At 43.4% G+C, this 24,418-nt stretch carries 25 protein-coding genes, 1 pseudogene and 1 riboswitch; of the genes and pseudogenes, 3 read left to right on the forward strand and 23 right to left on the reverse strand.

Translation table 11 applies throughout. The annotated features are described in order from the left end of the window. Positions 1–8 precede the first annotated feature (8 nt). The 6 genes from L0M85_RS03525 to tmk are packed head-to-tail and all read right to left on the reverse strand — an operon-like array spanning position 9 to position 3,798. On the reverse strand, positions 9–497 hold the full coding sequence (locus L0M85_RS03525) for a methylated-DNA--[protein]-cysteine S-methyltransferase (RefSeq protein ID WP_125334781.1): 489 nt from the start codon (positions 495–497) through the stop codon (positions 9–11). Continuing rightward, a complete protein-coding gene (locus L0M85_RS03530) occupies positions 490–1,062 on the reverse strand; it encodes a GNAT family N-acetyltransferase (protein WP_125334783.1) in 573 nt (190 codons plus the stop codon). The genes L0M85_RS03525 and L0M85_RS03530 overlap by 8 nt, the downstream gene beginning before the upstream one ends. Continuing rightward, positions 1,052–1,936 carry a 16S rRNA (cytidine(1402)-2'-O)-methyltransferase gene (rsmI, locus tag L0M85_RS03535; RefSeq protein WP_048789564.1) on the reverse strand — a complete coding sequence of 295 codons (885 nt, stop codon included), beginning with the start codon at positions 1,934–1,936 and terminating at the stop codon, positions 1,052–1,054. The genes L0M85_RS03530 and rsmI overlap by 11 nt, the downstream gene beginning before the upstream one ends. 2 nt (positions 1,937–1,938) lie before the next feature. Then, positions 1,939–2,259 (reverse strand): DNA replication initiation control protein YabA, encoded by a 321-nt coding sequence (gene yabA / locus L0M85_RS03540; RefSeq protein ID WP_023024026.1) that lies wholly within the window; start codon positions 2,257–2,259, stop codon positions 1,939–1,941. A 4-nt stretch (positions 2,260–2,263) separates the two neighbouring features. Further along, positions 2,264–3,163, reverse strand: coding sequence for a DNA polymerase III subunit delta' (locus tag L0M85_RS03545; protein WP_048789563.1), 900 nt, complete (start codon positions 3,161–3,163; stop codon positions 2,264–2,266). Next, complete coding sequence (gene tmk, locus L0M85_RS03550) at positions 3,160–3,798, reverse strand: dTMP kinase (protein WP_048715350.1); 639 nt, start codon at positions 3,796–3,798, stop codon at positions 3,160–3,162. The genes L0M85_RS03545 and tmk overlap by 4 nt, the downstream gene beginning before the upstream one ends. Positions 3,799–3,970: 172 nt before the next feature. Between tmk and L0M85_RS03555 the strand changes: the two genes are divergently transcribed. Next, the gene (locus L0M85_RS03555) at positions 3,971–4,858 is read left to right on the forward strand and encodes a YitT family protein (RefSeq protein ID WP_048689693.1); all 888 of its coding nucleotides are present in this window, start codon (positions 3,971–3,973) and stop codon (positions 4,856–4,858) included. Between the two features lie 38 nt (positions 4,859–4,896). Here the strand turns inward: L0M85_RS03555 and L0M85_RS03560 are convergent, their stop codons facing one another. The 13 genes from L0M85_RS03560 to L0M85_RS03620 all read right to left on the reverse strand — a co-directional run bounded on the left by L0M85_RS03560 (position 4,897) and on the right by L0M85_RS03620 (position 19,365). Beyond that, positions 4,897–5,553, reverse strand: a complete 657-nt coding sequence (locus L0M85_RS03560) for a CBS and ACT domain-containing protein (protein ID WP_048789562.1) — start codon at positions 5,551–5,553, stop codon at positions 4,897–4,899. 166 nt (positions 5,554–5,719) lie between these two features. After that, entirely contained in the window at positions 5,720–6,430 is a 711-nt protein-coding gene (locus tag L0M85_RS03565; protein WP_003005434.1) for an ABC transporter ATP-binding protein, read from the reverse strand. Beyond that, positions 6,430–7,194 carry an ABC transporter ATP-binding protein gene (locus tag L0M85_RS03570; protein ID WP_048689704.1) on the reverse strand — a complete coding sequence of 255 codons (765 nt, stop codon included), beginning with the start codon at positions 7,192–7,194 and terminating at the stop codon, positions 6,430–6,432. Before L0M85_RS03570 ends, L0M85_RS03565 begins: the two co-directional genes overlap by 1 nt. Further along, complete coding sequence (locus L0M85_RS03575) at positions 7,194–8,141, reverse strand: branched-chain amino acid ABC transporter permease (RefSeq protein ID WP_048689708.1); 948 nt, start codon at positions 8,139–8,141, stop codon at positions 7,194–7,196. The genes L0M85_RS03570 and L0M85_RS03575 overlap by 1 nt, the downstream gene beginning before the upstream one ends. A 3-nt stretch (positions 8,142–8,144) precedes the next feature. Further along, positions 8,145–9,014 carry a branched-chain amino acid ABC transporter permease gene (locus tag L0M85_RS03580; protein ID WP_009731472.1) on the reverse strand — a complete coding sequence of 290 codons (870 nt, stop codon included), beginning with the start codon at positions 9,012–9,014 and terminating at the stop codon, positions 8,145–8,147. A gap of 81 nt (positions 9,015–9,095) precedes the next feature. Next, positions 9,096–10,253: an ABC transporter substrate-binding protein gene (locus L0M85_RS03585; RefSeq protein ID WP_006595827.1), complete on the reverse strand. Its 1,158-nt coding sequence runs from the start codon at positions 10,251–10,253 to the stop codon at positions 9,096–9,098. A 92-nt stretch (positions 10,254–10,345) separates the two neighbouring features. After that, positions 10,346–10,630 carry a DUF2129 domain-containing protein gene (locus L0M85_RS03590; protein ID WP_048689712.1) on the reverse strand — a complete coding sequence of 95 codons (285 nt, stop codon included), beginning with the start codon at positions 10,628–10,630 and terminating at the stop codon, positions 10,346–10,348. 130 nt (positions 10,631–10,760) lie between these two features. Continuing rightward, positions 10,761–11,351, reverse strand: a complete 591-nt coding sequence (locus L0M85_RS03595) for an ATP-dependent Clp protease proteolytic subunit (RefSeq protein WP_023024046.1) — start codon at positions 11,349–11,351, stop codon at positions 10,761–10,763. 162 nt (positions 11,352–11,513) lie between these two features. Next, a complete protein-coding gene (gene upp, locus L0M85_RS03600; protein ID WP_048789561.1) occupies positions 11,514–12,143 on the reverse strand; it encodes a uracil phosphoribosyltransferase in 630 nt (209 codons plus the stop codon). A 100-nt stretch (positions 12,144–12,243) separates the two neighbouring features. Continuing rightward, positions 12,244–14,904 carry a magnesium-translocating P-type ATPase gene (gene mgtA, locus L0M85_RS03605; RefSeq protein WP_238656503.1) on the reverse strand — a complete coding sequence of 887 codons (2,661 nt, stop codon included), beginning with the start codon at positions 14,902–14,904 and terminating at the stop codon, positions 12,244–12,246. A 223-nt stretch (positions 14,905–15,127) separates the two neighbouring features. After that, positions 15,128–15,282, reverse strand: a riboswitch (M-box (ykoK) riboswitch). Between the two features lie 41 nt (positions 15,283–15,323). Beyond that, a complete protein-coding gene (locus L0M85_RS03610; protein ID WP_238656504.1) occupies positions 15,324–16,493 on the reverse strand; it encodes a MalY/PatB family protein in 1,170 nt (389 codons plus the stop codon). Positions 16,494–16,502: 9 nt separating this feature from the next. Next, entirely contained in the window at positions 16,503–17,597 is a 1,095-nt protein-coding gene (locus tag L0M85_RS03615; RefSeq protein WP_238656505.1) for a cystathionine gamma-synthase, read from the reverse strand. 139 nt (positions 17,598–17,736) lie between these two features. Further along, positions 17,737–19,365, reverse strand: coding sequence for a polysaccharide biosynthesis protein (locus L0M85_RS03620; protein ID WP_238656506.1), 1,629 nt, complete (start codon positions 19,363–19,365; stop codon positions 17,737–17,739). Between the two features lie 86 nt (positions 19,366–19,451). Between L0M85_RS03620 and L0M85_RS03625 the strand changes: the two genes are divergently transcribed. Beyond that, positions 19,452–20,897, forward strand: coding sequence for a UDP-N-acetylmuramoyl-L-alanyl-D-glutamate--L-lysine ligase (locus L0M85_RS03625; protein ID WP_238656507.1), 1,446 nt, complete (start codon positions 19,452–19,454; stop codon positions 20,895–20,897). A 37-nt stretch (positions 20,898–20,934) separates the two neighbouring features. On the opposite strand, the gene L0M85_RS03630 is transcribed toward L0M85_RS03625, so the two are convergent. The 4 genes from L0M85_RS03630 to pflA form a co-directional block, all read right to left on the reverse strand. Continuing rightward, a complete protein-coding gene (locus L0M85_RS03630) occupies positions 20,935–21,585 on the reverse strand; it encodes a DUF1803 domain-containing protein (RefSeq protein WP_238656508.1) in 651 nt (216 codons plus the stop codon). Continuing rightward, on the reverse strand, positions 21,569–22,081 hold the full coding sequence (locus tag L0M85_RS03635) for a YiiX/YebB-like N1pC/P60 family cysteine hydrolase (protein WP_238656509.1): 513 nt from the start codon (positions 22,079–22,081) through the stop codon (positions 21,569–21,571). Before L0M85_RS03635 ends, L0M85_RS03630 begins: the two co-directional genes overlap by 17 nt. Before the next feature lie 63 nt (positions 22,082–22,144). Further along, positions 22,145–23,080, reverse strand: coding sequence for a manganese-dependent inorganic pyrophosphatase (locus tag L0M85_RS03640; RefSeq protein WP_048789551.1), 936 nt, complete (start codon positions 23,078–23,080; stop codon positions 22,145–22,147). Positions 23,081–23,208: 128 nt separating this feature from the next. Next, positions 23,209–24,003, reverse strand: a complete 795-nt coding sequence (gene pflA, locus L0M85_RS03645; protein WP_048689741.1) for a pyruvate formate-lyase-activating protein — start codon at positions 24,001–24,003, stop codon at positions 23,209–23,211. Between the two features lie 214 nt (positions 24,004–24,217). Between pflA and L0M85_RS03650 the strand changes: the two are divergent. Then, positions 24,218–24,400, forward strand: a pseudogene (locus L0M85_RS03650) (UTRA domain-containing protein); the annotation flags it as partial. Positions 24,401–24,418 lie beyond the last annotated feature (18 nt).

A 24,418-nucleotide genomic window follows, 5' to 3' on the forward strand; every position in this document is an offset into this window, starting at 1 on the left:
TTTTCTCCTTATTCTTTCCAAGTTATGGCCTCATGATGCAACAGCCAACGCTTGCGATCTAGTCCAGCCGCATAGCCTGTCAACTTTTTCTCCGTCCCCAGCACCCGGTGACACGGGATGAGGAGGAGCAAGGGATTCCGACCTACTGCTTGACCGATGGCTTGAGCCGATCTGCAAGACAAGGCATGGGCAATCTCTCCATAAGTCCGACTCTCCCCATAGGGAATCTGAGCTAGATAGGCCCAAACCCTTTGTTGAAAGTCTGTCCCTTGAGGAGACAGGGGAAAGGGCATGGAAGGATTTTCCCCTAAAAAGTACTGATCCAGCCATTCAAAGACAGCTTCATGAAGTGGCTGACAAGCTGCTTCGATATGCTCAAGCCCCTGCTCACAATTGGCTTGGTCACAAAACCAGATCCCTACTAGGCTGTCTTCATCCACCACAATAGATAGAGGTCCCAAGGGACTCTGATAGAGTTGCCGATAAAAACTAGTCATTTTGAGACTGTTCTGCACGGTAGTCCCAACGATCATCTTCGCTAATCACTTGGAAGAGGCTGGTTTCTGCCTTTCGTTTGATCTTCTGATAAGCGAGACGAACCCCATCAATTGGTACCTTCCCACAGTAATGGAAGCCTAACTTCTCTAAAAGGTGTTGCATGACCTTGTTGTCAGGATGGGTATCACAGCGGAAATCTGGGCCCTTTTCTCCTTCGATCAAACCTTGAAGGAAGGTTTGGGCTACTCCTCGACCTGCGGCTTCTTTGGCAACAGCGACCCGGTGGAAACTGATATAGAGATAATTATCATGTTCCCATTTTCCTTCATAAATGTCATTATAAGCAGCTTCATTTCCCTTATAGAGAGCGGCATAGGCTACGACTTCTTGATTCTCTACAGCTACATAACCACGGCTTTCTAGGATATCCTCAAAAATGATTTCTTGATTGGGATAACCATCCTGCCATTGGTCCACGCCAGCTGCAGCTAAGCTATCCTTGCCATCTTGGATGATTTCCATAATCCGATTGATTTCATTGGGATAGGCCATTCTAATTTCCATCAGACTCTCCTTTTTCTTCCTCTTGGTGGTAACGGGCATAAAGTTCACTCTTTTGTAGCCCGAATTGTTTGGCAACCTGTTTAATCGCTTGGTTCTTTTTCATACCAGACTGGACCAGTAGATCAATCTCTTGGATCAGATCCACTTCTTCTAGATCTGGCTCCTGCTCACTGGCTCCCTCTACAATCAGAAGGCACTCCCCCTTGAGGGTATTTTCCTCTAGGTAAGCCACTAACTCTGTGATGGTCCCTCTCGTGTACTCTTCATAGATCTTGGTCAGTTCTCGGACCAGGACAACTGGACGATTCCCATAAACTGCCAGCATATTTTGAAGCGTCGCACGAACTCGGTGCGGAGACTCATAAAAGATCTGGGTCTCAGGATAGGCCAATTTCTCTTGGAAAAAGGCCTTTTGCTGCCCTTCCTTGCGTGGAAGAAAACCATAAAAAATATGGGGCTGGGGTGCCAGACCACTGGCAATTAGGGCAGTAATGCCGGCACTCGGACCAGGAACTGCCACAACAGGGATTTCTCGCTCAATCGCTGCCTTGACCAGGTCGTGACCTGGATCCGAAATACTAGGCAGTCCTGCATCCGAAACCTGGGCCAGGTCCTTTCCAGACTCTAAATGAGCAATCAAATCAGGGATTTTCTCCATAGCATTGTGCTCGTGAAAGCTGGTTTGTGGTGTCGCAATCTCAAAATGCTTGAGCAAGAGTCCTGTATTGCGTGTATCTTCCGCCGCTATCAGATCCACCTCTTTTAGAGTTTGGATCATGCGGTAGCTCATGTCATCCCGATTGCCAATTGGGGTTGGCACTAAAAAGAGAGTCCCTGTCGCTCTATCCCCTTTAAAACTTCGTTGAATCTGCATGTTTACTCCCTAAATAACAATTCATCACAGAAAATACACTCTTCATCATTTTCACGACGTTGACCATAGGAGTCTGTACAAACATGAAATCCATCATTGTAAATTCTTTGTAAATTTTCACGACCATTGCGATGGAATTTAGGAGAGCTGGTTTTCTCCACTTCTCCTAAGCGCTCTCTCAATTTATCATTTTCAAGACGCAGAGCTGTATTTTCCTCGACAATGAGTTTGAGATTTTTCTTAATAGCTTCAACCTCTGCTAATGTAACCAGCAATTCCTGGGAGAAGCCATCCAAAGCATCAAATAATTCTTTTTTATTCATCTCTTTACCTTCTATTTTTCAACTGTAGGACCATATACTCGAGAGCATTTTGAAAACTCACATTCCGTTCCCACATCAGTTTGGCCAAGACCAATTTTTCTAGATAGTCTCTTCCTAAGGACTGACTGATGGAGCGTGCAAAGAGCAATTCCAACAAGCGAAAAGCTTGGGCCTGCTTTTCTTTATCATCCGTCTCTTGAACCAAGCGAGAGACCAGTAAGTAGATATGCGGATCTGCTTTTAGACAAGCTGCAACGAAACGCTCACACTCCCTCGCCAGATCGAAAAAGGAGGTATTCTGAGCGAGAATTTGAGCCTCTTGGAAACCTTGACTAAAGTTGGCTAACAGATCTGCTTGTTGAAGCAAGAGACCTTCCTGAAGGAGATACTCTTTTAGGAAATCTTGGTTTTTTGGAAAATGGACCTGCTGCGCCCGACTTTTTATGGTCGGGAGAACCAGTTGCTCATCTGCTGTCAGCAGAAAAATATGAACTTCACTCTGAGGTTCTTCAATCACCTTGAGGAGGGAATTGGCCGCATTGACATGCATCCGGTCTGCATCGCAGATGATAAAGACTTGCTTGGATCCTTCGTAGCCTGACTGAGAAAAATGCTGGATCAAATCCCGGATCCGATCCGTTTTGATGATTTGATTGACCGGTCGGACAACCGTTACATCTGAGAATTCATCCTCTTCAATCAAGCGACAAGCCCGACAAGTCCCACAGGGCCAAACACCCTTCTTGTCCGTACAAAAGAGACTTTGGGACAAGAGCTGGGCCATCTCAAAACTGCCAAAATCTCCTGTAAAGAGATAGGCGTGGCTCAAGCGGTCCTGTTCTAAAATAGCTTGGAAGCGATCGACTAACTGAGGTTGAAGTTTTTGCACTTGTTCTAACTTCATTCACTAATCTCCAAGACTTCTTTCAATAATAGCCAAGTATCCTCGACCACCTGGTCAAAAGGTTGACTGGCATCAATTTTCACCACACGTTGTGGTTCTTTTTCGAGGATGGCCAGATAGCCTTGACGGACTTTCTGATGGAGACTGAGTCCTTCTAGATCCAAGCGATTGACTTCACGGCTAGCACTCTTAGCAATTCGCGCCAACCCTTCTTCTACATCAATGTCAAAGTAGAAGGTCCGATTGGGTTTCAGACCATCAGTCGCAAATTGGTTCAACCATTCAATATCTGCTACTGCTAATCCACGCCCAAAGCCTTGGTATGCTACCGAACTGTCGATAAAACGATCCATGATAACTAGCTTCCCTGCTTTCAAAGCTGGAAGGACACGTTCTGCCAAGTGTTGGCGACGACTGGCGATATAAAGAAGCAATTCTGTCTTGGGATCCATTTCCGTATGGGATGGATCTAGAATGACCTCGCGTATTTTTTCTGCTATTTCGACACCCCCTGGCTCCCGCGTGGTAATATAGGCAATCCCTGCCTTTTCCAAGCGTGGTAGCAAGGCTTCTAAAACGGAGGATTTCCCTGCACCTTCTGGGCCTTCAATTGAAATTAATGTTCCCTGTTTCATTCTCTTATCTTAACTTTCTATACTCATTTCTCTAGCATGCATCACTTCTTTTTATTTTACCAAAAATAGGGGTAAAAATCCTGTCCGAATTCGTGAAAATTGATGAAAATTATTTCCTATTTTTCATTTTTTTTGGTAAAATGTATGGTGAAAAATGAATAGGAGAACGAGCATGTTTAAGGCAAAAAATATTCTGGCCATTATTTTGGGGGCTGGCATTTTTTCTTTTGGAATCTTCTTTTTAGTCATTCCATTTCACTTTTATGAGGGAGGAGCTACAGGGATTACCCTGATTACCTACTACCTCTTTAAAATTCCCGTTTCGGTCATGAACTTGGCCATCAATATTCCCCTCTTTTTCCTAGCCTGGAAATTACTGGGGCTCCGATCCCTCTATCTCAGTTTGATTGGAACTTTTTCGGTCTCTATTTGGATGGCCATCTTCGAGCTGATCCCTGGAAGTCATCATCTTCAAACTGCAGTCTTTACGGCTCTTGATGGAGATATCCTTCTGGCCTGTATCGGATCAGGGGTTATCCTTGGAACTGGACTGGGGATTATCTTCAACGCTGGAGGAACAACAGGTGGAACCGATATTGTCGCACGTATCTTTAACAAGTACACGACGCTTTCCATGGGACGCCTCATGTTGATTGTGGATGCCATCGTCTTGACAACTGTTTTGATCGTCTTTAAGGACTTCCGAATTGCAGCCTACACCCTCCTCTTTATCCTGATTGACACCGTCGTCATTGATATCGTCGGTGAAGGAGGTTTTGCAGGAAAAGGATTCCTCGTGGTTACATCTAAACCGGATGAAATTGCCAAACAAATCACGACTGATTTGGGCCGAGGAGTCACCTTCGTAAACGGCATGGGCTATTATAGCCAACAAGAAATGAAGATTGTCTACTGCGTGGTCTCACGGAATGAAATGAAACAAATGAAAGATATCATCAATAAGATCGATCCATTTGCCTTCATTACCATTACAGAAGCCCACGAAATCCTAGGAGAAGGATTTACCTTGGATACCAACAAGCAACCCATTGCTCGCTAAAACAAAGAGCCTGAGAATATCTCAGGCTCTTTCTTTATTTAAAAGGCTTTTGCAGATGTGCGACTAATTTCATCCACACGAATACCATTTTCTTCAAATTTCTTCTTGATAACTTCCGTATCGGTAATGCCATCAATCTGAACTTCGATAACGACATGATCATCTTTGGTTGGGATATTGACTGTATTGGCGATATTGTATCCTTCTTCTACAATCAAATGAATGATTTGTTCTAGAACACCAACCTTATCTTCTGTCACAAAGCGAACACGAACTCCTTCTTCTCCATAACCGGATACTTCGAGGAAGGCACGGAAAATATCACGGTCTGTGATGACACCGGATACTTGGTCATTGTCTACAACCGGAAGAATTCCCACCTTGTTCTTATACATGAGATAGGTCGCATCTTCGAGGCTGGCAAATTTAGAGACAGTAATGACATCACGAAGCATGACATCTTTGACCTTGGTCTTGTTCAACAGATAGTTCATCTCAAAAATAGACAAGCTTGTTGCTTTAGATGGACTTGCTTCTGCAATCGTGCCCTCTGTCACCAAGCCGACCAATTTATCATTTTCAATGACTGGCAAGCGGTGCAAGCCTTGTTCCCGCATCAAATCTGCCGCATGAGCAATTGTTGTATCTGGACTAATATACACTACTTTACGGGTCATAAAATCTTTAACAGCCATAATCATTCTCCTATGCTTTTCTTAGTTTTATTATACTTGATTTTTAGAATGATTTCAAACGCTTTCAGCAGTTTTCTCTTGTTTTCAAAATTTAGAAAAATCAAACAAGAGAGATGAAAAAAGAAAGGCCTTTAGGACCTTTCCTTTCAAACAAACTTTAAAAATCTTATCCACCAAGGTAGGCCTTGCGGACTTCTTCTGAGGCTAAGAGTTCTTTTCCTGTTCCGGTAAGAACGACTTTCCCTGTTTCGAGAACATAACCGCGGTCTGCGATGGCAAGGGCCTTGTTGGCATTTTGTTCAATCAAGAGAACAGTTGTTCCTTGTTTTTGGATATCTTGGATGATATCAAAGATTTCTTGGATAAAGATTGGGGCCAATCCCATAGAAGGTTCATCCAGGAGCAAAAGTTTTGGCGTCGACATGAGGGCACGACCCATTGCAAGCATTTGTTGCTCCCCACCAGATAGGGTGGCTGCATCTTGGTTCTTCCGTTCTTCCAAACGCGGGAAACGGGAGAAGACCTTCTTCAAGTTAGCTTGGTTTTCTTCTCGGTCTTTCTTCAAGAAAGCTCCCATTTCCAAGTTTTCCATAACGGTCAAGCCTGGAAAGACGTGGCGACCTTCTGGAACTTGAGAGAGTCCTGCTGCTACAATCTTTTGAGCTGGAACCTTTTGAATCTCCTGACCCAAAAACTCAATTTTCCCAGCACTTGGACGCACCAAACCTGAAATGGTACGAAGAATAGATGTTTTCCCAGCACCGTTAGCACCGATAAGAGAAACAACTTCTCCTTCATTTACCTCGAAACTGACATCACGGACAGCCTGGATCATGCCATAGTGTACAGAAAGATTTTCAACTTTTAACATAGACATTAGGCTTCACCTCCTAGATATGCTTCGATAACGCGTTTGTTGTTCTTGATTTCATCTGGCGTACCATGAGCAATCAAGCGACCATATTCCAATACATAAATCCGTTCGGTTACTTCCATGACCAAGCTCATATCGTGCTCGATCAGCATGATCGTAATATTAAATTCTTTTTGAATACGACGGATCAATTGGGTCAATTCTGCTGTTTCTTGAGGGTTCATCCCTGCAGCAGGCTCATCCAAGAAGAGGATTTTTGGCTCTGTCGCAAGGGCACGAACAATCTCCAAGTGACGTTGTTGTCCGTAAGCCAAGTTTTTCGCCAAAGTATCTGCTTCTTTTTCCAAACCGAAAATGGCTAACAATTCAAGGGCTTTTGCTTTCAAAGCTTCTTCATTCTTGTAATAGCTTGGCAAGCGGAAAAGACTTGCAAAGACATGTGGTTTGTGGTGGTTGGCAAAGGCAATCAAGACATTGTCCAAAACGCTCAAATCTTTAAAGAGACGAATATTTTGGAAAGTCCGTCCCAGACCACCTGCAGCAATTTTATAAGGTGCTTTACCATTTAATAGGTGACCATCTAAGGTAATGGTCCCTTCACTTGGTTCATACACTCCTGTTAGGAGGTTGAAGAGGGTTGTTTTACCGGCACCGTTGGGCCCGATCAACCCAACCAATTCCCCTTCATTGAGTTCCATGGTCACATCCCCAACGGCTGTCAAACCACCAAAGTTTTTTGTTAAATTTTTTACTTCAAGAAGTGCCATTAGTTAGCCTCCTTTTTTGAGAGTAGTTTTTTCAAGCTGAATTCCCATGTTCCAAGAAGACCACCTGGACGGAAGATCATCACGAGAATCAAAGCCAATGAGTAAATGATCATACGTACACTTGAGAAGTCTTGAAGCACCATGTTCAAGATCCCTAAGACGATGGCTGCCACAACTGTTCCTGACATTGATCCCAAACCACCAAAGACGACAATGATCAAGACATTAATAGTATTGGTGAAAGAATAATCTTTAGGAACAACGGAGCCGATAAAGCCAGCTTGGAGAGATCCAGCAATCGCCGCTGTGATCGCACCGAAAACAAAGGCAATAACTTTGACTTTGGTCGTATTGATCCCAACAGATTCTGCTGCGATTTCGTCTTCACGAACAGAAAGGGTAGAACGTCCAATTGGACTGCGTAAGAAGTTGATGGTAAAGATGGTTGTAATCACGACAAAAAGGTAAACCAATTGCCAGGTTGTAAAGGCTGGCAAACCAAGGATCCCAGCGGCACCATTTGTCAGAGTACCCCCATTGACGATCAAAATCCGGATGATTTCAGAAACCCCCAGTGTCGCAATCGCGAGGTAGTCCCCTTTCAAACGAAGGGTTGGAACCCCAACGATCAAGGCAACGAGACCTGCGATCAAAGCACCTAAAACCATCGCACCAAAGAAAGCCCCGTAGGTTGGTGATTTGGAACCGAGAATGGCTGCAGAATAGGCACCAATCGCCATAAATCCAGCATGTCCGAGTGAGAATTGACCTGAAAAACCAACGATGAGGTTCAAACCAACAGCAAGGATGATATTAATCCCAATTTGTTCCAAAATTTGGATATAAAAGAGGTTGAGCACACCCGCTGCTACTAAGACTTGGATCAAGGCAAAACCTGCGACCAAAAGACCAAGCCAGACTAAATTCACTTTTAAATTTTGTTTCATGGCTTACACCTTCTCTTTCACATTTTTACCGAGGATACCTGCTGGACGGATGAGCAAGATCACAATCAAGATAGCATACACAATGGCATCACGGAAGTCTGAAAGACCGATCGCTGTAGCGAAGGTTTCCAACAAACCGATGACAAATCCACCTAGGGCAGCACCTGGAATGATTCCGATTCCTCCAAGAACGGCTGCGACAAAGGCTTTGATTCCTGGTGTCATCCCCATCAAAGGCTCGATCGAGTTGTAATACAAACCGATCAAAACCCCACCAGCACCTGCCAAAGCTGATCCCAAGGCAAAGGTAAAGCTGATGGTCCGGTTTACGTTAATCCCCATCAATTGAGCGGCATCGCTGTCGACAGAAACGGCACGCATGGCTTTCCCCATCTTTGTCTTTTGGATAATAAATTGAAGAGCGACCATCAAGAAAATAGACACTCCCAAGATCATCAACTGAATGTTAGAGATCGAAATAGGACCAAAGTTGTAACGAACAGTTTCAATGACTTGCGGGAAGGAACGGGTATTGGCCCCTACAAAGAAGACCATCCCATATTCAAGCAAGAAGGAAACCCCGATGGCTGTGATCAAGGCTGCAATCCGAGTCGAATGACGAAGCGGACGATAAGCCAGATATTCAATCACAACCCCTAAAATAGCTGTCCCGACCATAGCTAGAAGCAAGGCTACAAAGAAGTTAACTTTCAATGAGTTCAATAAGAAATACCCCATAAAGGCACCTACCATGTAGATATCCCCATGGGCAAAGTTGATCAATTTGATAATTCCATACACCATAGTATAACCAAGGGCCAAGAGTGCATAGACACTTCCCAAGATTAGACCGTTCACTAATTGCTGGAGCATTTGAACCATCCTTTCTAATAATAAAGAGCGAGGCCAGGAATTTTCATTCTCCCAGCCTCTTGTACAAACAACAAATGATAATTAAGGTTTAACCGACTCAACTGACTCAACTTTACCATCTTTTAAGCCAATCATAAGTGCAGATTTAACCGGATTATGGTCTTTGTCAATAGACATTGTACCAGTAACACCTTCCAAGTCTTTCAACTTCGCAAGGTTGTCTTTCAATTCGACAGAGTTCTTAGCACCTTTAGATGCTTCTGCAACCATGTAAACTGAATCATACGCCAAAGCTGCAAACATTGAAGGTTCTTCGTTGTATTTTGCTTTATAAGCTTCTACGAATTTTTTGGCTTTATCAGTCATTTCACCTTCAGTAGAGAATCCAGCTACGTAGTAGATGTCTGTAGCTGCAGCAGGTGTTGCTTGTTCAACGAATTTAGCATCGCTAAATCCATCACCACCAATGATTGGTTGTTTGATTCCCATACCACGTGCTTGGTTTACGATTTTACCAGTTTCAGTGTAGTACCCTGGAAGGACAATCGCATCGAAGTCTTTGTCTTTGATTTTTGTAAGAGCAGCTTGGAAGTCTGTATCCTTAGATTGGAAAGTTTCTGTTGCTACGATTTCACCTTTATAAGATTTCTTAAAGGCTTCAGCAATCCCTTTAGCATAGTCAGATGAATTATCGTAGTAAAGAACAACTTTCTTCGCTTTCAAGTTATCCGTTGTATATTTAGCAATGATTTGTCCTTGGAAGCTATCGATGAAGGTTGCACGGAAAAGGTAATCTTGACCTTTTGTCAAATTATCTTGTGTTGCTGATGGTGTTACCAATGGAACACCTGCTTTACCAGCATTCGCAACAGCTGCGGCAGTGGCACCTGAAGTAGCAGGCCCTACAAGAGCGTTCACTTTTGATTGAGTGACAAGGTTTGTAGTGATTGTAGCTGCTTCAGCTGTTTCAGATTTGTTATCTTTGTCTGTGACAACAATCTTCTTACCATCAGCTCCACCATTAGCATTGATTTCATCAACGGCTAATTGAGCACCTTTTTGTTCAGCACTACCATATGCTGCTACTTCACCAGTTTTTTCAAAGTTAAAACCGATTTTTAGTTCTTTGCCGATTTCGTTACCAGTTGTGTTTGAACCTGAAGTTGAAACTTCACCACAGGCCGCAAGAAGAGCGACACTTGCAATTGTTAAAAATGAAAGAGCAAATTTTTTCTTCATTTGTAATAATCTCCTTAAATAATCTTAAAATAAATACATATTAAGAATATACCGAATTATCTGACAATTGTCAATATAAAAAACGCAATCCTTTAAATGATTGCGTTTTCTACTTGTGTTTCATCCTGTTGACGATGCAAACTTCCTACAAAATCACGATCCAATTCTTGAATATGGCAAATTTGAACCTTCTTTACAAAGCGTTCTTTTTTTAATTGTTGCATAATTTCAAGAACTTGAGGACTATCGACATAGACCTGGACATAGCGCATTTTTTTGGAATGATAGATCACATCCCCAATTTCCTGTAATTTCTTTGCATCTCGATTATAATACAATTTTACAATTAAGCCTGTTCTAGCTTGCTTCTCAAACATACACAATCCCTTTCTGCTTCTGTTACAAGTATAGCAAATTTCAGGTAAAAATACTATCTTTTTCTAGAAAGTAAAGAATGTCCTAAAAAACCTCTCCTGTCAAAGGAGAGGGCTGGATGGTTAAGATTTCTTATCCGAGATTGTTGTTAGCCATGATTTCATCGATGAAACCATAAGCTAAGGTTTCTTCTGCAGTCATCCAATTATCCCGTTCTGCATCAGCGTGGATTTTCTTGATGGTTTGACCTGAATTTTCTGCCAAGATTTTTTCCAATCTGTGACGTGTTTTCAAGAGGTGTTCTGCTGCAATGGCCATATCCGTTTGTTGAGTACCGCCACCAGTACCACCCATTGGTTGGTGGATCATGTACTCAGCATTTGGCAACATGAAGCGTTTGCCTTTGGCACCACTTGATGCAATCACAGTCCCCATTGAAGCTGCCATCCCCATGACGATGGTTTGGACGTCTGATTTGATAAAGTTCATGGTATCGACGATTGCCAAACCTGCAGAGACAGAGCCTCCTGGCGTATTGATATACATATAGATATCTTTGGTATTATCTTGGGCATCCAAGAAGAGCAATTGGGCAATAATCGAATTGGCCATTTGGTCTTCTACCGGTCCTGTCACCATGATAATACGGTCTTTTAAGAGGCGTGAGTAAATGTCGTATGAGCGTTCGCCACGACTAGTTTGTTCAATTACTACTGGAATCATTCATTCATCTCCTTTTATCCATTATAACCGGCACCATCTCACGAGTTTCATCCGGTTGATTCGAGAGGCTAGCTCTCCTTCCATTCTTTATAAAAGCTATTATATCCCATTGGTCAACAAAGGTCAAATTTTCACTTTCCTAAAGATGGATTGGAAATGTGCTTATTTGGTACCAAACAAACGGTCCCCAGCATCACCCAAACCTGGAACGATATAGCCGTTTTCGTTGAGGCGTTCATCCAAGGCTGCAGCAAAGATTTCGACATCCGGATGAGCTGTTTGAAGTGCTTCCACTCCTTCTGGTGCTGCAACTAAGCAGACAAATTTAATATGGCTTGCACCACGTTTCTTTAATGAATCTACCGCTAAGATTGCAGATCCCCCAGTCGCCAACATTGGGTCTACGATAAAGATTTGACGTTGGTCGATATCTTCTGGCAATTTCACCAAGTATTCAACTGGTTTCAAGGTTTCTTCATCACGGTACATTCCGATGTGACCAACTTTAGCAGCGGGTACCAAACTCAAGAGTCCGTCTACCATCCCGATCCCTGCACGAAGGATTGGAACAATCGCTAGTTTTTTACCAGCAATCTGTTTTTGAACTGTCTTTGTGATGGGTGTTTCGATTTCTACATCTTCAAGAGGAAGTTCGCGCAAAACTTCGTATCCCATCAACATAGCAATTTCATCTACTAATTCACGAAAAGCCTTTGTAGAGGTATCAGTCCGACGCAAAATAGACAATTTATGCTGAATCAGTGGATGTTTAATAACTTCAAGTTTTCCCATTGTGGTTCCTTCTTTCTCTATATTCATCTTATTATATCAAAAAGGAAGAAAAAGGCCTACAAATATGCAAACCTTTTCTTTTCTTATTTTAATGACTATCTTATAGCCACTCTTTGTACTTGCCAATATAATAGTGTTTGACCAGGGTGACACTTGCCATATAAAGGAAAAGGATTCCCGCTAGTAATAGGAAGTAAAGACTATTTAGTGGCGCTACTTTCAACAAGGAAGCCAGTGGGCCATATGGTAGGAAGGTCACAAAGAGGGCGCCCAATAGGGTCGTTGCCATGACTGCAAGGGCTGGCCGACTTTGAACAAAAGGCAATTTTGGAGAGCGGAGCATATAGATGACCATAGTTTGGGACCACATGGACTCGATAAACCAGCCGGTTTGAAAGAGCATGATGAAGAGTCCCGCACTGTCTGCTCCATGGACATAGCCATAGCCTGTAATCATAGGTACGATGATAAAGTAGAGAGCGATAAAGGTCAAGATGTCAAAGACAGAGGAAATAGGACCAAACCAGGCCATAAAGCGGGTAATGGATTTTGCTTCCCAAATCCGAGGTTTCTTCAAGAAGTCCTTATCCACTCGGTCAAAAGGCAAGGCGATACAGGAAAGGTCATAAACCAAGTTCAAAACGATGAGATGGATAGGGGCCATTGGAAGGAAAGGAAGGAAAATACTAGCAAAGAGAAGGGAGAAGATATTCCCGAAATTAGAAGAAACGGTCATCTTGATGTACTTGGTCATATTGGCATAAACCTTGCGGCCCTCTACCAAGCCTTTTTCGAGGACCATCAAGTCCTTATCCAGTAGGATAACATCTGCTGTTTCTTTGGCAATATCGACAGCTGTATCAACCGAAATCCCCACATCTGCCACTTTCATAGAAGGAGCATCGTTGATCCCATCTCCCATATAGCCGACCTTGTGGCCATTTGCTTTGAGTTGCAAGATAATGCGTGCTTTTTGATCTGGAGATAATTTTGCAAAAACGGTGGTGGTTTCTACCGCTTGAGCCAAGTCTGAATCAGAGAGACTGTCGATATCGCTACCCAGCAAAATGCGGTCAACATCCAGTCCCACCTTTTCACAAACCGCTTGGGTCACTTTCTCATTATCACCCGTAAGGATTTTAGTAGCAACTCCATATTCCGCAAGGGTATTGATGGCTGGTGCTGCAGATGGTTTTGGTGGATCTAAGAAGGCTAGGTAGCCTGTCAAGATCATGTCTGCTTCATCTGCCACTTCAAAGGCATAGCCTTCCTCAAGATTTGATTTGTAACTAACCCCTAGCACGCGCAAACCTTGTTCATTCAGCTGAGCCACCTCTGCCAAGACGTCTTCCCGCACTTGATCTGTTAGGGGGATAATCTCATCCTTGTATTCTACATAGTTAGAGACTGCTAGCATTTCTTCCAAGGCTCCCTTGGTGACCATGCTCACGATTCCCCCCTCATCTTTGACAATGACACTCATCCGCCGGCGTTCAAAGTCAAAAGGCAATTCATCAATTTTTTGGAAGCTTTGGTCCAAGCCTCTGACAATCTCATGTTTCTTAGCTTCTCTTTCTGTCCGACTGATAATAGCGCGGTCCATCAAGTTTTTGAGGCCGGTTTGGAAGTAAGAGTTGAGGTAGGCCCGACGAAGGACGGACAAATCCAAGTCTCCACGAATGTCGAGGGGGTATTCGAGTACAATCTCATCTTGGGTCAAGGTTCCTGTCTTGTCGGTACAGAGGATATCGATAGCTCCTAAGTCTTGAATAGCGTTGAGCTTTTTGATGACCACCTTTTCTTTGGCCATGATAATGGAACCCTTGGCCAGGCTAGCGGTGATAATCATTGGGAGCATTTCCGGAGTCAAACCCACCCCTACACTAAGGGCAAAGACCCCTGCTTCCAGCCAATCCCCATCTGTCAAACCATTGATAAAGAAGACGATGGGTACCATGACCATCATAAGTCGGATCAACAACCAAGAGATGGTGTTCATTTCTCGTTCAAAAGAGGTTGGTTCATCATACGTATTGATGGTTTGCTCAATCGCTCCCATCATGGTTTCATCCCCAACGACCAAGACCAAGGCTGTTGCTCGACCCGAGATGACATTGGTCCCCATGAAAGCTAGACTTTCACTCTCCAAAAGACTGTCCAGATTTTGGCCAGTCGCTTTTTTCAAGCAGACTTTTTCGACAGCATCGCTCTCTCCAGTCAAACCAGACTGTTGAACGAAGAAGTCTCGTGAATCCAACAAGACCACATCTGCTGGGATCATGTCGCCTGCACTCAGTTTGATCAAGTCTCCCACAACGATTTCATCAATGGGAATTTCTTCTTCTTTGCCTTCTCGAATCACCGTTGCAGTATTGACAATCATGCGAGAAAGGTTGCTAGCAGCCTTGTCACTTCGCAATTCTTGGATAAAGCGAATCCCTCCAGAGAGAAGGACGAGAACGACGATGATGAGAGAGGTCGTTGGATCTTCCTCACCTGGTTTGGCTAACCAAACATTGGTCACCAGAGAAACAAGGGCAATGAGCAGTAAGATGACTGTGAAGGGATTGATGATGGATTCAACAATCCGTTTCCAGATAGAATCATCTTGCCCCTTTGTGAGGACATTTTCTCCATAGCTATCCCGGTTCTCCTCCACTTGGTCTTCCGTCAAGCCAGACCAGCTAGATTGATAGGTTGCTAAGGTTTCTGTTTCTGCATCTTGCAATGCAGCAATGAGTCTTTCTTTTGTTGTTTGCATTGGAATCTCCTTTTAAATCAGGAGCCAAACGCTTATAGAGTCCCGATGACACAAATCAGCGATTGGCTGGCTATGTGCGGTTCGGGATGATCGTCGATTTGTATCATAGTGCTCTCCTTTTCTACTTGATAGGTGAGAGGCTTCTTAAGCATAAGAAAAGAGCCCTCCCCTTTTACAGGTAGGACTCATTAAACTCGTCGTTTATTTTTTAATAAAAATTCTCAAAAAATAGACCGTCCAAGCTTTAGCTCCGCAAGGCAATGAAATGAGCTTAGTCTTGACCTTTGCGATCAGGACTGTTGACCAACGAGTAGTGTCTCCACTGCTTTGCGGTAGTCATCCGTATCCTTGTGGTAGCCTCACCTACCGTTATTCCCCTTGAGTATACTCCTCCCCTATAGAAAAGTCAACCCTTAAAATCAACCTTTTTTAGGAAAATTTGTTACGATCCGATCGACAATCTCTTGGACTAGGGTTTTCGGAGTTGCCACATTGAGGCGGGCATGTTGCTTCCCTTCTACTCCAAAGTCTGTCCCTTTATTGAGGATGACCTTGGCCTGGTCATGAAGTCGAGCATGGAGTTCTTCCTCTGACAAACCGTAGGCAGAAAAATCAAGCCAGATTAGATAGGTCCCTTGCGGTTTCATCACACCAATGTCTGTCTGCTCACGCAAAACTTCTACAGTGTAATCGATATTTTCTTCCAAGACTTCCTTTAAGTCCTCTAACCAAGCTTTTCCATTCTGATAGGCTACTTCGGTGGCGATAAAGCCAAGGGCAGAAATTTCATGTTGATTGTTTCGCAACTGCTGAGCTTGGAAGGATTTTCTTAGTGCATCATTTTCGATGATGGCATAGGAATTTTTTGTCCCTGCGATGTTGAAGGTTTTGGTCGCACTCGATAAGACAAGGGTGAAGTCCTTAAAGCTTGGATCTACCGTATTAAAACATACGTGCCGATTTCCAAATAGCACCAAGTCTTGGTGAATTTCATCTGAAACAAGCAAGACCCCATGTTTTTGACAGAGACGACCAATCTTTTCTAGGACTTCTCGTTCCCAGACGCGACCGCCTGGGTTATGAGGATTGCACAGGATGTAGAGCTTGACTTGGTGCTCTTCAAAGTCTTTCTCCAATTGCTCAAAATCAATTTGGAAGAGTCCATCCACTTCTACTAAGGAATTGGTCACTAATTTGCGTTGATTAAGGCGGACACTACGGGCAAAGGGTGGATAGACTGGCGTATTGATGAGAACAGCCTCGCCTTCCTTAGTGAAAGCCTGAATAGCCGTCGAAATAGACGGAACCACACCCTCCATAAAGACAATGGCTTCCTTCTCAAAAACATATCCATGCTCTGACTTTTCCCAATTCTGAACAGCCTGGTAAAGCTCTTCACTAGGATAGGTGTAGCCGTAGACCAATTGATCCGCGTAATCTCGAATGGCTTGTCGAACCGCAGGCAAGGATTCAAAATCCATATCTGCAATCCAAGCAGGAAGAAGTTCTGGATCTTGCTCTGACTCCTTCCACTTGCTAGTATGATGCCCCAAACGATTAGGGACAGTCAAAAATTGTTCTTTTCCCATGATGGACTCCTATCTAGCCAATGCTTGTTCTAAATCCTCAATCAAATCCCGTGCATCTTCAATTCCGATGGAAAGGCGAAGCAAGTCATCCGTTAACCCATAGGAATGACGAACCTCTGCAGGAATATCTGCGTGGGTCTGTGTAGTTGGGTAGGTAATCAAACTCTCCACTCCACCCAAGCTCTCTGCAAAGGTAAAGACTTGCAAGTGGTTTAAAATGGTTGGAATTTTTTCTTGATGGCTTACTTTAAAGGAAACCATGCCTCCCTTGCCGGTATACAAGACTTCCTTAACAGCTGGATGCCCCTTCAAGAATTCCACTACCTTCTTCGCGTTTTCTGTAGAGCGCTCCATTCGAAGGGCTAAGGTTTTTAACCCACGGATCAATTGGTAGCTGTCAAAAGGAGAGAGAACAGCTCCAGTTGTGTTTAAGTTATAAAAGAGTTGCTCATAGAGACCTTCATCATCAGTCACTACAACACCAGCCAAAACGTCATTATGACCCGCTAGATACTTGGTCGCTGAGTGAAGGACGATATCTGCTCCTTCTTCAATTGGACGTTGGTAGATAGGGCTATAGAAGGTATTGTCTACAATCACTTTTGCCCCTTTTTCATGAGCGAGTTTAGCTAATATCTGGATATCAAACTCCAGCATGAGTGGGTTAGTAGGTGTTTCAATATAGAGAATATCCACCTCTCCCTTCAATCCTTCTACCAACTCTTCTTCTGAATTTGCATAGGTAAAGAAAAAGCGTCCTTCTTGTTCCATTTGGTTGAACCAACGGAAAGAGCCTCCATAAAGATCTCTTACTGCCAAGACCTTACTGCCAACTGGAAAAATACTAAAGGCTAAGACAATGGCAGACATACCTGAGCTCGTCACCAAGGCATGCTCTGCACTCTCAATAGCTGCCAAGGTCTTTTCAGCGTTTACCCGCGTCGGATTCTTGGTACGGATATAGTCAAAACCAGTAGATTGACCAAACTCTGGATGCTGGTAAGTGGTTGAAAAATGAAGCGGAGTAATCAAAGCCCCTGTTGCTGGATCCGACTTGATTCCCGCTTGAGCTAGGATGGTGTTAATATTCTTTTTGTGACTCATACAAACCTCCAATGGACGTAAATTCAATTGTCTCTATTGTATCACTTCTTTAGATGATTCGGTTTTTCCTTTTTCAAGAGCTAGATATAGCTTCAAACTATAATGAAAAAAGAGGTGGGATAGCCCCAACCTCTACTGATTATGAAATATGAAATTTATTTCGAAGACTAGCTGCCTTACTACCAATGAAGCGATCTAAGAAACGAAGACGAAGACCGAGGCTACCGTATACAACGATTCCCACACCACCAATCAGAGCTACATAGATCATACTGGTCACTCGACCATTTGGTTTGATCACCAAACCAAGGATCAAGCCTGCAACTAGGACTACTAAGAGCATAATCAAGGTGAGAATAGCAGTCAATAAGCTCCGTTTAAAGACTGTCTTGCGATTGAAATGAGTCACCTGATGAATTTCCTTGTACATAAGGACAATCGGAATCATGAGACCAATCGTAGTAGAAAGAAGAGGACCATAAGCTTTAAAGAGATAAATGAACGGTACTTGGAGAATCAGTTTTACCAATACTCCATAACCAAAGTAAAGAATTGCCTTCCGATTTTGGAAAAGAGCCTGGATCATTGGAGAAAGGACCGTATACAAGCCTAGAATGACCGTTTGCAACATCGCTAGGATAAAGAGTCCCAAAGCTAGGGAATCAGGTTTCCCGTAAAAGACCGTATAGAGAGGCTCTGCAATGGCTACTGCTCCAATCGTCGCTGGAAGCAAGAAGGCTACTAGCATGGTCAAATTATCTTGAACCAGCTTACCTGCAGCCCGGAAATCACCCTTGACATAGTTCTCTGTTAGGAGAGGGATTCCCACCCCACCGATCGATGTCGCAACTGCAATTAAAATCATGGTAATCTTGTTCGGATTCGCTGAGAAGTAACTGAACTGAACCAAAAGCTCTGAACGAGTGAAGTTGGTGAACCAAGACATGACATTGCTATAGGTCATCTGGTCGATGATTTGGAAGAGTTGAATGGCTGATCCTGTCACAATGAACGGAATCGCTTCACGAATAGTATCCCACAAGAGAGCCTTGGTATCAATCTGGCTATCAGACTCCGGGCGATGGATAATGTGCTGTAGAAGCCCTGTTTTCCAGAGGTAATAGACGAGGACTAGAAGACTCGCTCCCATCCCAATAAAGGCTGCAAAAGTGGACTGGGTCACGGCTTCAACGTAATCACCTGAGCCGACTTTCATAATGAAGTAGGCTGTCAAGAGCATCCAGATAACCCGAATCACTTGCTCAGCAATTTGACTGATAGCATAAGGTTTCAGATTGTTATGCCCTTGGAAGAAGCCACGAATGACACTCATGGAAGGGAAAATGAGGACCGCCCAAGACAGGCTCTGCATGACAGGGATTAGGTCTTTCCCACCTCCTGATAGGTTTGCAAAGACTGGAGAAAGCACATACATGATAATGGCAAAAACCAAGCCCAATAAAGACATGAACTTAAGGAAGCCACGAATCATGGCAAAACTGTGTTCTTCTTGCCCCTTGGTATTGTACTTGGCCACCTGCTTAGCGACTGCTACCGGGACGCCTGCTGTTGAAATCAGCAAAAACCAAGCGTAGATATTGTAGCCCATGGTAAAGAGACCGTTTGCCTCTGCTCCATGTTTGCCCATCCATATATACCAAGGGATGATATAGGCCGCACCTAAGAGACGACTAATGAAATTACTGGCTGTTAACCAGACTGTACCTCGAAGCATCTGGGCCTGTTGATTACTTGTTTCGTTACTCATATGTTTCCTCTAGTTTATAGTCTTCTTTCATTATAAACTTTTCCTTTACACTTGTAAAATAAGGTCTTTCAGTTTAAAATAGGATTATGATAAAGATAGAAACTGTACTAAACATTTTAAAAGAGGATCACAACTTTCGTGAGATCCTACAAGACGGAGAATACCACTATTCAGCAAGTGGTGTTTCTTTTAATCAAATAAGCTACGATAGTCGAAAGGTCAACGCTGAGACCCTCTTTTTTGTCAAGGGGGCAAATTTCAAGAAAGAATTTTTGGAACAAGCAATCGACCAAGGTCTCCAGTGGTATGTCGCTGAGCAAGACTTTGAGGTCAGCATCCCTGCCATTATCGTTACGGATATCAAACAGGCTATGAGCTTGATTGCCATGGAATTCTATGGCCACCCTGAGCGCCAGCTAAAACTCTTAGCTTTTACAGGGACCAAGGGCAAAACGACTTCTGCTTACTATGCCTACAAGATTCTTGAGCAAGGACACCGTCCAGCCATGCTATCCACTATGAATACAACCTTGGATGGCAAGACCTTCTTCAAGTCAACCTTGACCACTCCAGAAAGCATTGATCTTTTTGAAATGATGGCCCAGGCAGTTGCCAACGATCGGACCCACCTGATTATGGAAGTTTCTAGCCAAGCTTATTTGGTGAAACGGGTTTACGGTCTGACCTTTGATGTCGGTGTCTTCCTCAACATCAGCCCTGACCATATTGGACCAATTGAGCATCCAACCTTCGAAGACTATTTCTACCACAAACGTCTCTTGATGGAAAATAGCCGTGCTGTTGTCGTCAATAGCGATATGGATCATTTTGAGATTCTTGCGGAACAAGTCGCTGAGCAAGACCACGACTTATACGGTAGTCAATCAAGCAACCAAGTCCAGAACTCAAAAGCCTTTAGCTTTTCTGTCACTGGCAAGCTGGCGGGAGATTATGATATCCAGCTCATCGGTCACTTCAACCAAGAAAATGCTGTGGCTGCAGGTCTTGCCTGCCTTCGTCTAGGAGCGAGTCTCGAGGATATCCAAAAAGGAATTGCCAAGACGCGCGTTCCTGGCCGAATGGAAGTCTTGACTCAGCATAATGGAGCCAAGGTCTTCATCGACTACGCCCATAATGGAGATAGCTTGAAAAAACTACTCTCAGTTGTTGAAACCCATCAAACGGGGACCATTTCACTAGTCCTTGGATCAACCGGTAATAAGGGAGAAAGCCGCCGCAAAGACTTTGGCTTACTCTTAGAAGACCATCCTGAAATCCAAGTCTTCCTCACTGCGGATGATCCCAACTATGAAGATCCTTTGGCTATCGCTGAAGAGATTAGCAGTTTCATCACGCGACCTGTCGAAAAAATCGCAGATCGCGAACAAGCCATTCAACTGGCTATGGCAACGACCAGCAAGCCTGAAGATGCCGTCATTATCGCCGGAAAAGGAGCTGACTGCTACCAAATCGTCAATGGCGTAAAAGAAGAATATCCAGGTGATGCTGCCATTGCTGAACGTTACCTATAATCAAACGAAAGAAGGCTAGGAAAATTCCTAGCCTTTTTTATTGTTTGATAAACATCAGTCTTTCCTTATCCAAGTCCACTGCTAATTCATATTTTCCTTCATCATTTTTGCGGATATAGCCTAAGACTTCTAAACTATCGACAAAGATGTCTCTGCGCTTTTGCTGGACTTCTTCTTTTTTGAGGAACTTGAGCAAAAAGCTGGTCATATACTTGAGAGCATACTCAGGATTGACATCGCCTAAAATGACATAGAGCTTTTCTTGTTCCTCTGTCAATGGATATTGGTGTTGCACCTTGTAGAAGTAATTGGAAAGAGTCTGTGCATGTCGTTCGAAGTCAGTCTCATCTATGAGAATTGCTGCATTGGTCGTGTTGCGGAGTTCTGTTTGGAAGACCTTGGCTTTTAATTCTTGATAAACTGCACTGTCCTCTCGAACAAAGACCTCTTGATCCAGTTCAACTCGATCAGCTGACTCTAAGAAAGGCAAATTGAGAGTGTAGCGTTTATTTTCTCGAAGGATGAAGCCCGCTTTGATATACTCCTCCATCAGCTTATCCACTGGTTGATCTGGAAATTGGGCCTTGATTTGCCGCAGGATCACATCATCCTGCTGGTCCAGATAGTTGATCAAGTCCTTGAAAAATGGCTGACGTGTCAAACGTGTGGGATTAATGATCTGAATCATCCAAATACCTTTCTTTAAACTGTAGCTGTGGTGATTGGGCTAACTGACTCGGGTTGGTCCCGGGCTGATCTAAAGGAACAGCTAGACCAAGCTCCTTGTAGTAATCCAGCCAGAACGGACTAATCTCCTCTTCCCCATCTCCAAACTTCATGGGAATGGTTTCAAAGATAGGAAGTAGTTCAGCGATGAATTGGGAACAATAGAAACCATCTCCATCTGGATAAAAGGACGCATTGTAGGGAGCTCCTAAAAGGCTCTCTGCTCGCTTTTTGACTTCTTCGTGATCAATCGCCGTATAGCGATAAAGATCATAGACTTTTCCAGCTTCAAAGAAATCTTCGGGTGACTGGGAAAGAACACCACCTTCCACCGTAGCATGATAGATCTGTCCGTCCAAAAAGATAGCCACGTGACTGTAGTTACCTGTCGAAGCCTGGATGGCCTGCCCCATTTCCGTATTTTCTCTCACAAAAATCAAATCGCCAGATTCTAACATGGTCTCCTCCTAGCAAAAAAGGAGTCGAAACTCCTTTTTAACGATGGGTTTCCCCATCAATCCTTATGCATTAAAGCTTTCAGTCAATTGAGGAACCACTTGTTTCTTACGTGAAACGGCACCTGGAAGGAAGGCATGGTTGTTTTCAAGTTTGAAGTTGAAGGCTGCTTCAACTTTGTCCATGTTAGCACCAAGAGCCAAAATTTCTGAGTTTGAGTTGACGATATCTGTAATCATCAAGACAAAGTCAGAGTATCCGTTAGCTGCATTTGCTTCTTGGATAGCTGCTTCGATTTCAGCTTGGCGTTCCAAGACTTCTGCAATATCAACTGTGTTCACTTGAGCCACACGAACGTTGTTTCCGTTCAATTCAAAAGTCTTAGCATCAATGTCAATCAACTCTTCTGCTGATTTGCTTGCCAAGTTGGTACCAGCCTTGAGCATGGCAAGACCGTATTCTTCCAAGTTCACACCAGCCAATTCAGCCAATTCAGGTGCAATCACCTTATCAGATGGGTGAGTTGTTGGAGATTTCAAAAGAAGAGTATCTGAAATCAAACCTGAAAGCATCAAACCTGCGATTTCTTTTGGCACTGCTACACCGTGTTCTTTGAACATACGGTACACGATAGAAGATGCTGATCCAACTGGCTCCAAACGCATGTAAAGTGGGCTAGCAGTTTCAAAGTTAGCCACACGGTGGTGGTCCACTACACCGTAAACTTCTACTTCAGCGATATCTGAAACAGATTGTTGGAATTCATTGTGGTCCGTCAAGATGACTTGCTCTGCACCTTCTGCTTTAGCTGATGTGATCACGCGTGGTGCTTCCACACCAAAATAGTCCAATACGAAAGCAGTTTCTTCATTTGGAGTTCCAAGAGCTACTGCTTCTGTATCCAAACCATAAGCTTCTTTTGCAAGATAAGCAAAGGCTACAGATGAACCGATAGCATCTGAGTCCGGATTTTGGTGACCAAAAACGAGAATTTTTGACATGTTTCTACCTCTTCATTTTCATTTGTATATTCACTCTATTTTAGCACGTTTTTCCGTTTAAAGAAAGGGAATAGTTGTTCATTTCATCAGAAAAAGACAGCTGGAAGGACCAACTGTCTCGATTTATTTTATCCTTTAACCCGTTTCAGGTAATCTTGGTAACTTTCCGTTTCCATCAAATCTTTTGCATTTTGAACCCGTTCTTTTGTCGGTGGTTTCACACCCTCCAACTTGTACGGAATACCCAATTCCCGCCATTTGAATTCCCCCATAGTATGGTAGGGCAGAATTTCAAATTTATCAACATTTTTAAGGGTTTTAACAAATTTCCCAAGTTCGATCAGGTCATCATCTCGGTCTGTAAGCCCAGGCACCAAGACGTGGCGAATCCAGACGGGCTTGCCAATATCAGACAAGTACTTGGCACAGGCTAAAATATTTTTGTTTGTCTGACTGGTTACAAATCTGTGCCGTTCATCGTTAATTTCCTTGATATCCAGAAGCACCAAGTCTGTCACTGCCATTAATTTATCAAATTTTTCCAGGTAACGAGGGGTATTGCGGAAAGGCAGAGCACAGGTATCGAGCGTGCAGTGAATGCCCAACTCTTGAGCCTTGGTGAATAGGGCAATCAAAAAGTCTATCTGTAAGAGGGCTTCTCCACCACTGACCGTGATCCCACCTTTTTGACCCCAGAATCCACGATAGCGGAGAGCTTCTTCCAATACATCATCCACTGTTCGTTCTCTAGACATGTTGGTTTCCATAGCCCAAGTATCCGGGTTATGGCAATACTGACACCGCATTTGACAGCCTTGAAGAAAGACAATAAAACGGATCCCTGGTCCATCCACGGCACCGAAGCTTTCCGTAGAGTGTACCATTCCTGTTACTTTTCCATAGTCAACTGTTTCATTTTCCATGTCTTGTCCTTCTCTCTTGAAAACGTTTTATGGTTTTATTATACCATGATTCCTTGTGAATAAAAGGATTTTAATGATTTTTTAGAAAATAAACTGTTTTTCAATTTCAACCCATTGTATTAGTACAGGCCCTTCCAGTCGCTCTTGGCTGCTCCTATTCTCTCTGACAAAAAAAGAAAACGAAGAGCCGTTTTCTTTTTTTAATATCTTAAGAATCTTGATCTCACCAATCGATAATCGCGACAAAATCTTACTGGATCTTGGGAAAGACCAACACGTGGTGACGGTCCGCTCCCAAGTTCACCTAGCAGACGGACGACAATTCCAGTTCACCGAAAGTCAACACAAATTAGACAAGTTTCATTTTGTCGACTATGCAAAAAGAAATCAAAAATAAAGTACTCCGCTGACAGTT

The sequence above is a fragment of the Streptococcus sp. DFI.7.26 genome (assembly GCF_022240605.1).
Classification (GTDB): Bacteria; Bacillota; Bacilli; order Lactobacillales; family Streptococcaceae; genus Streptococcus; species Streptococcus xiaochunlingii.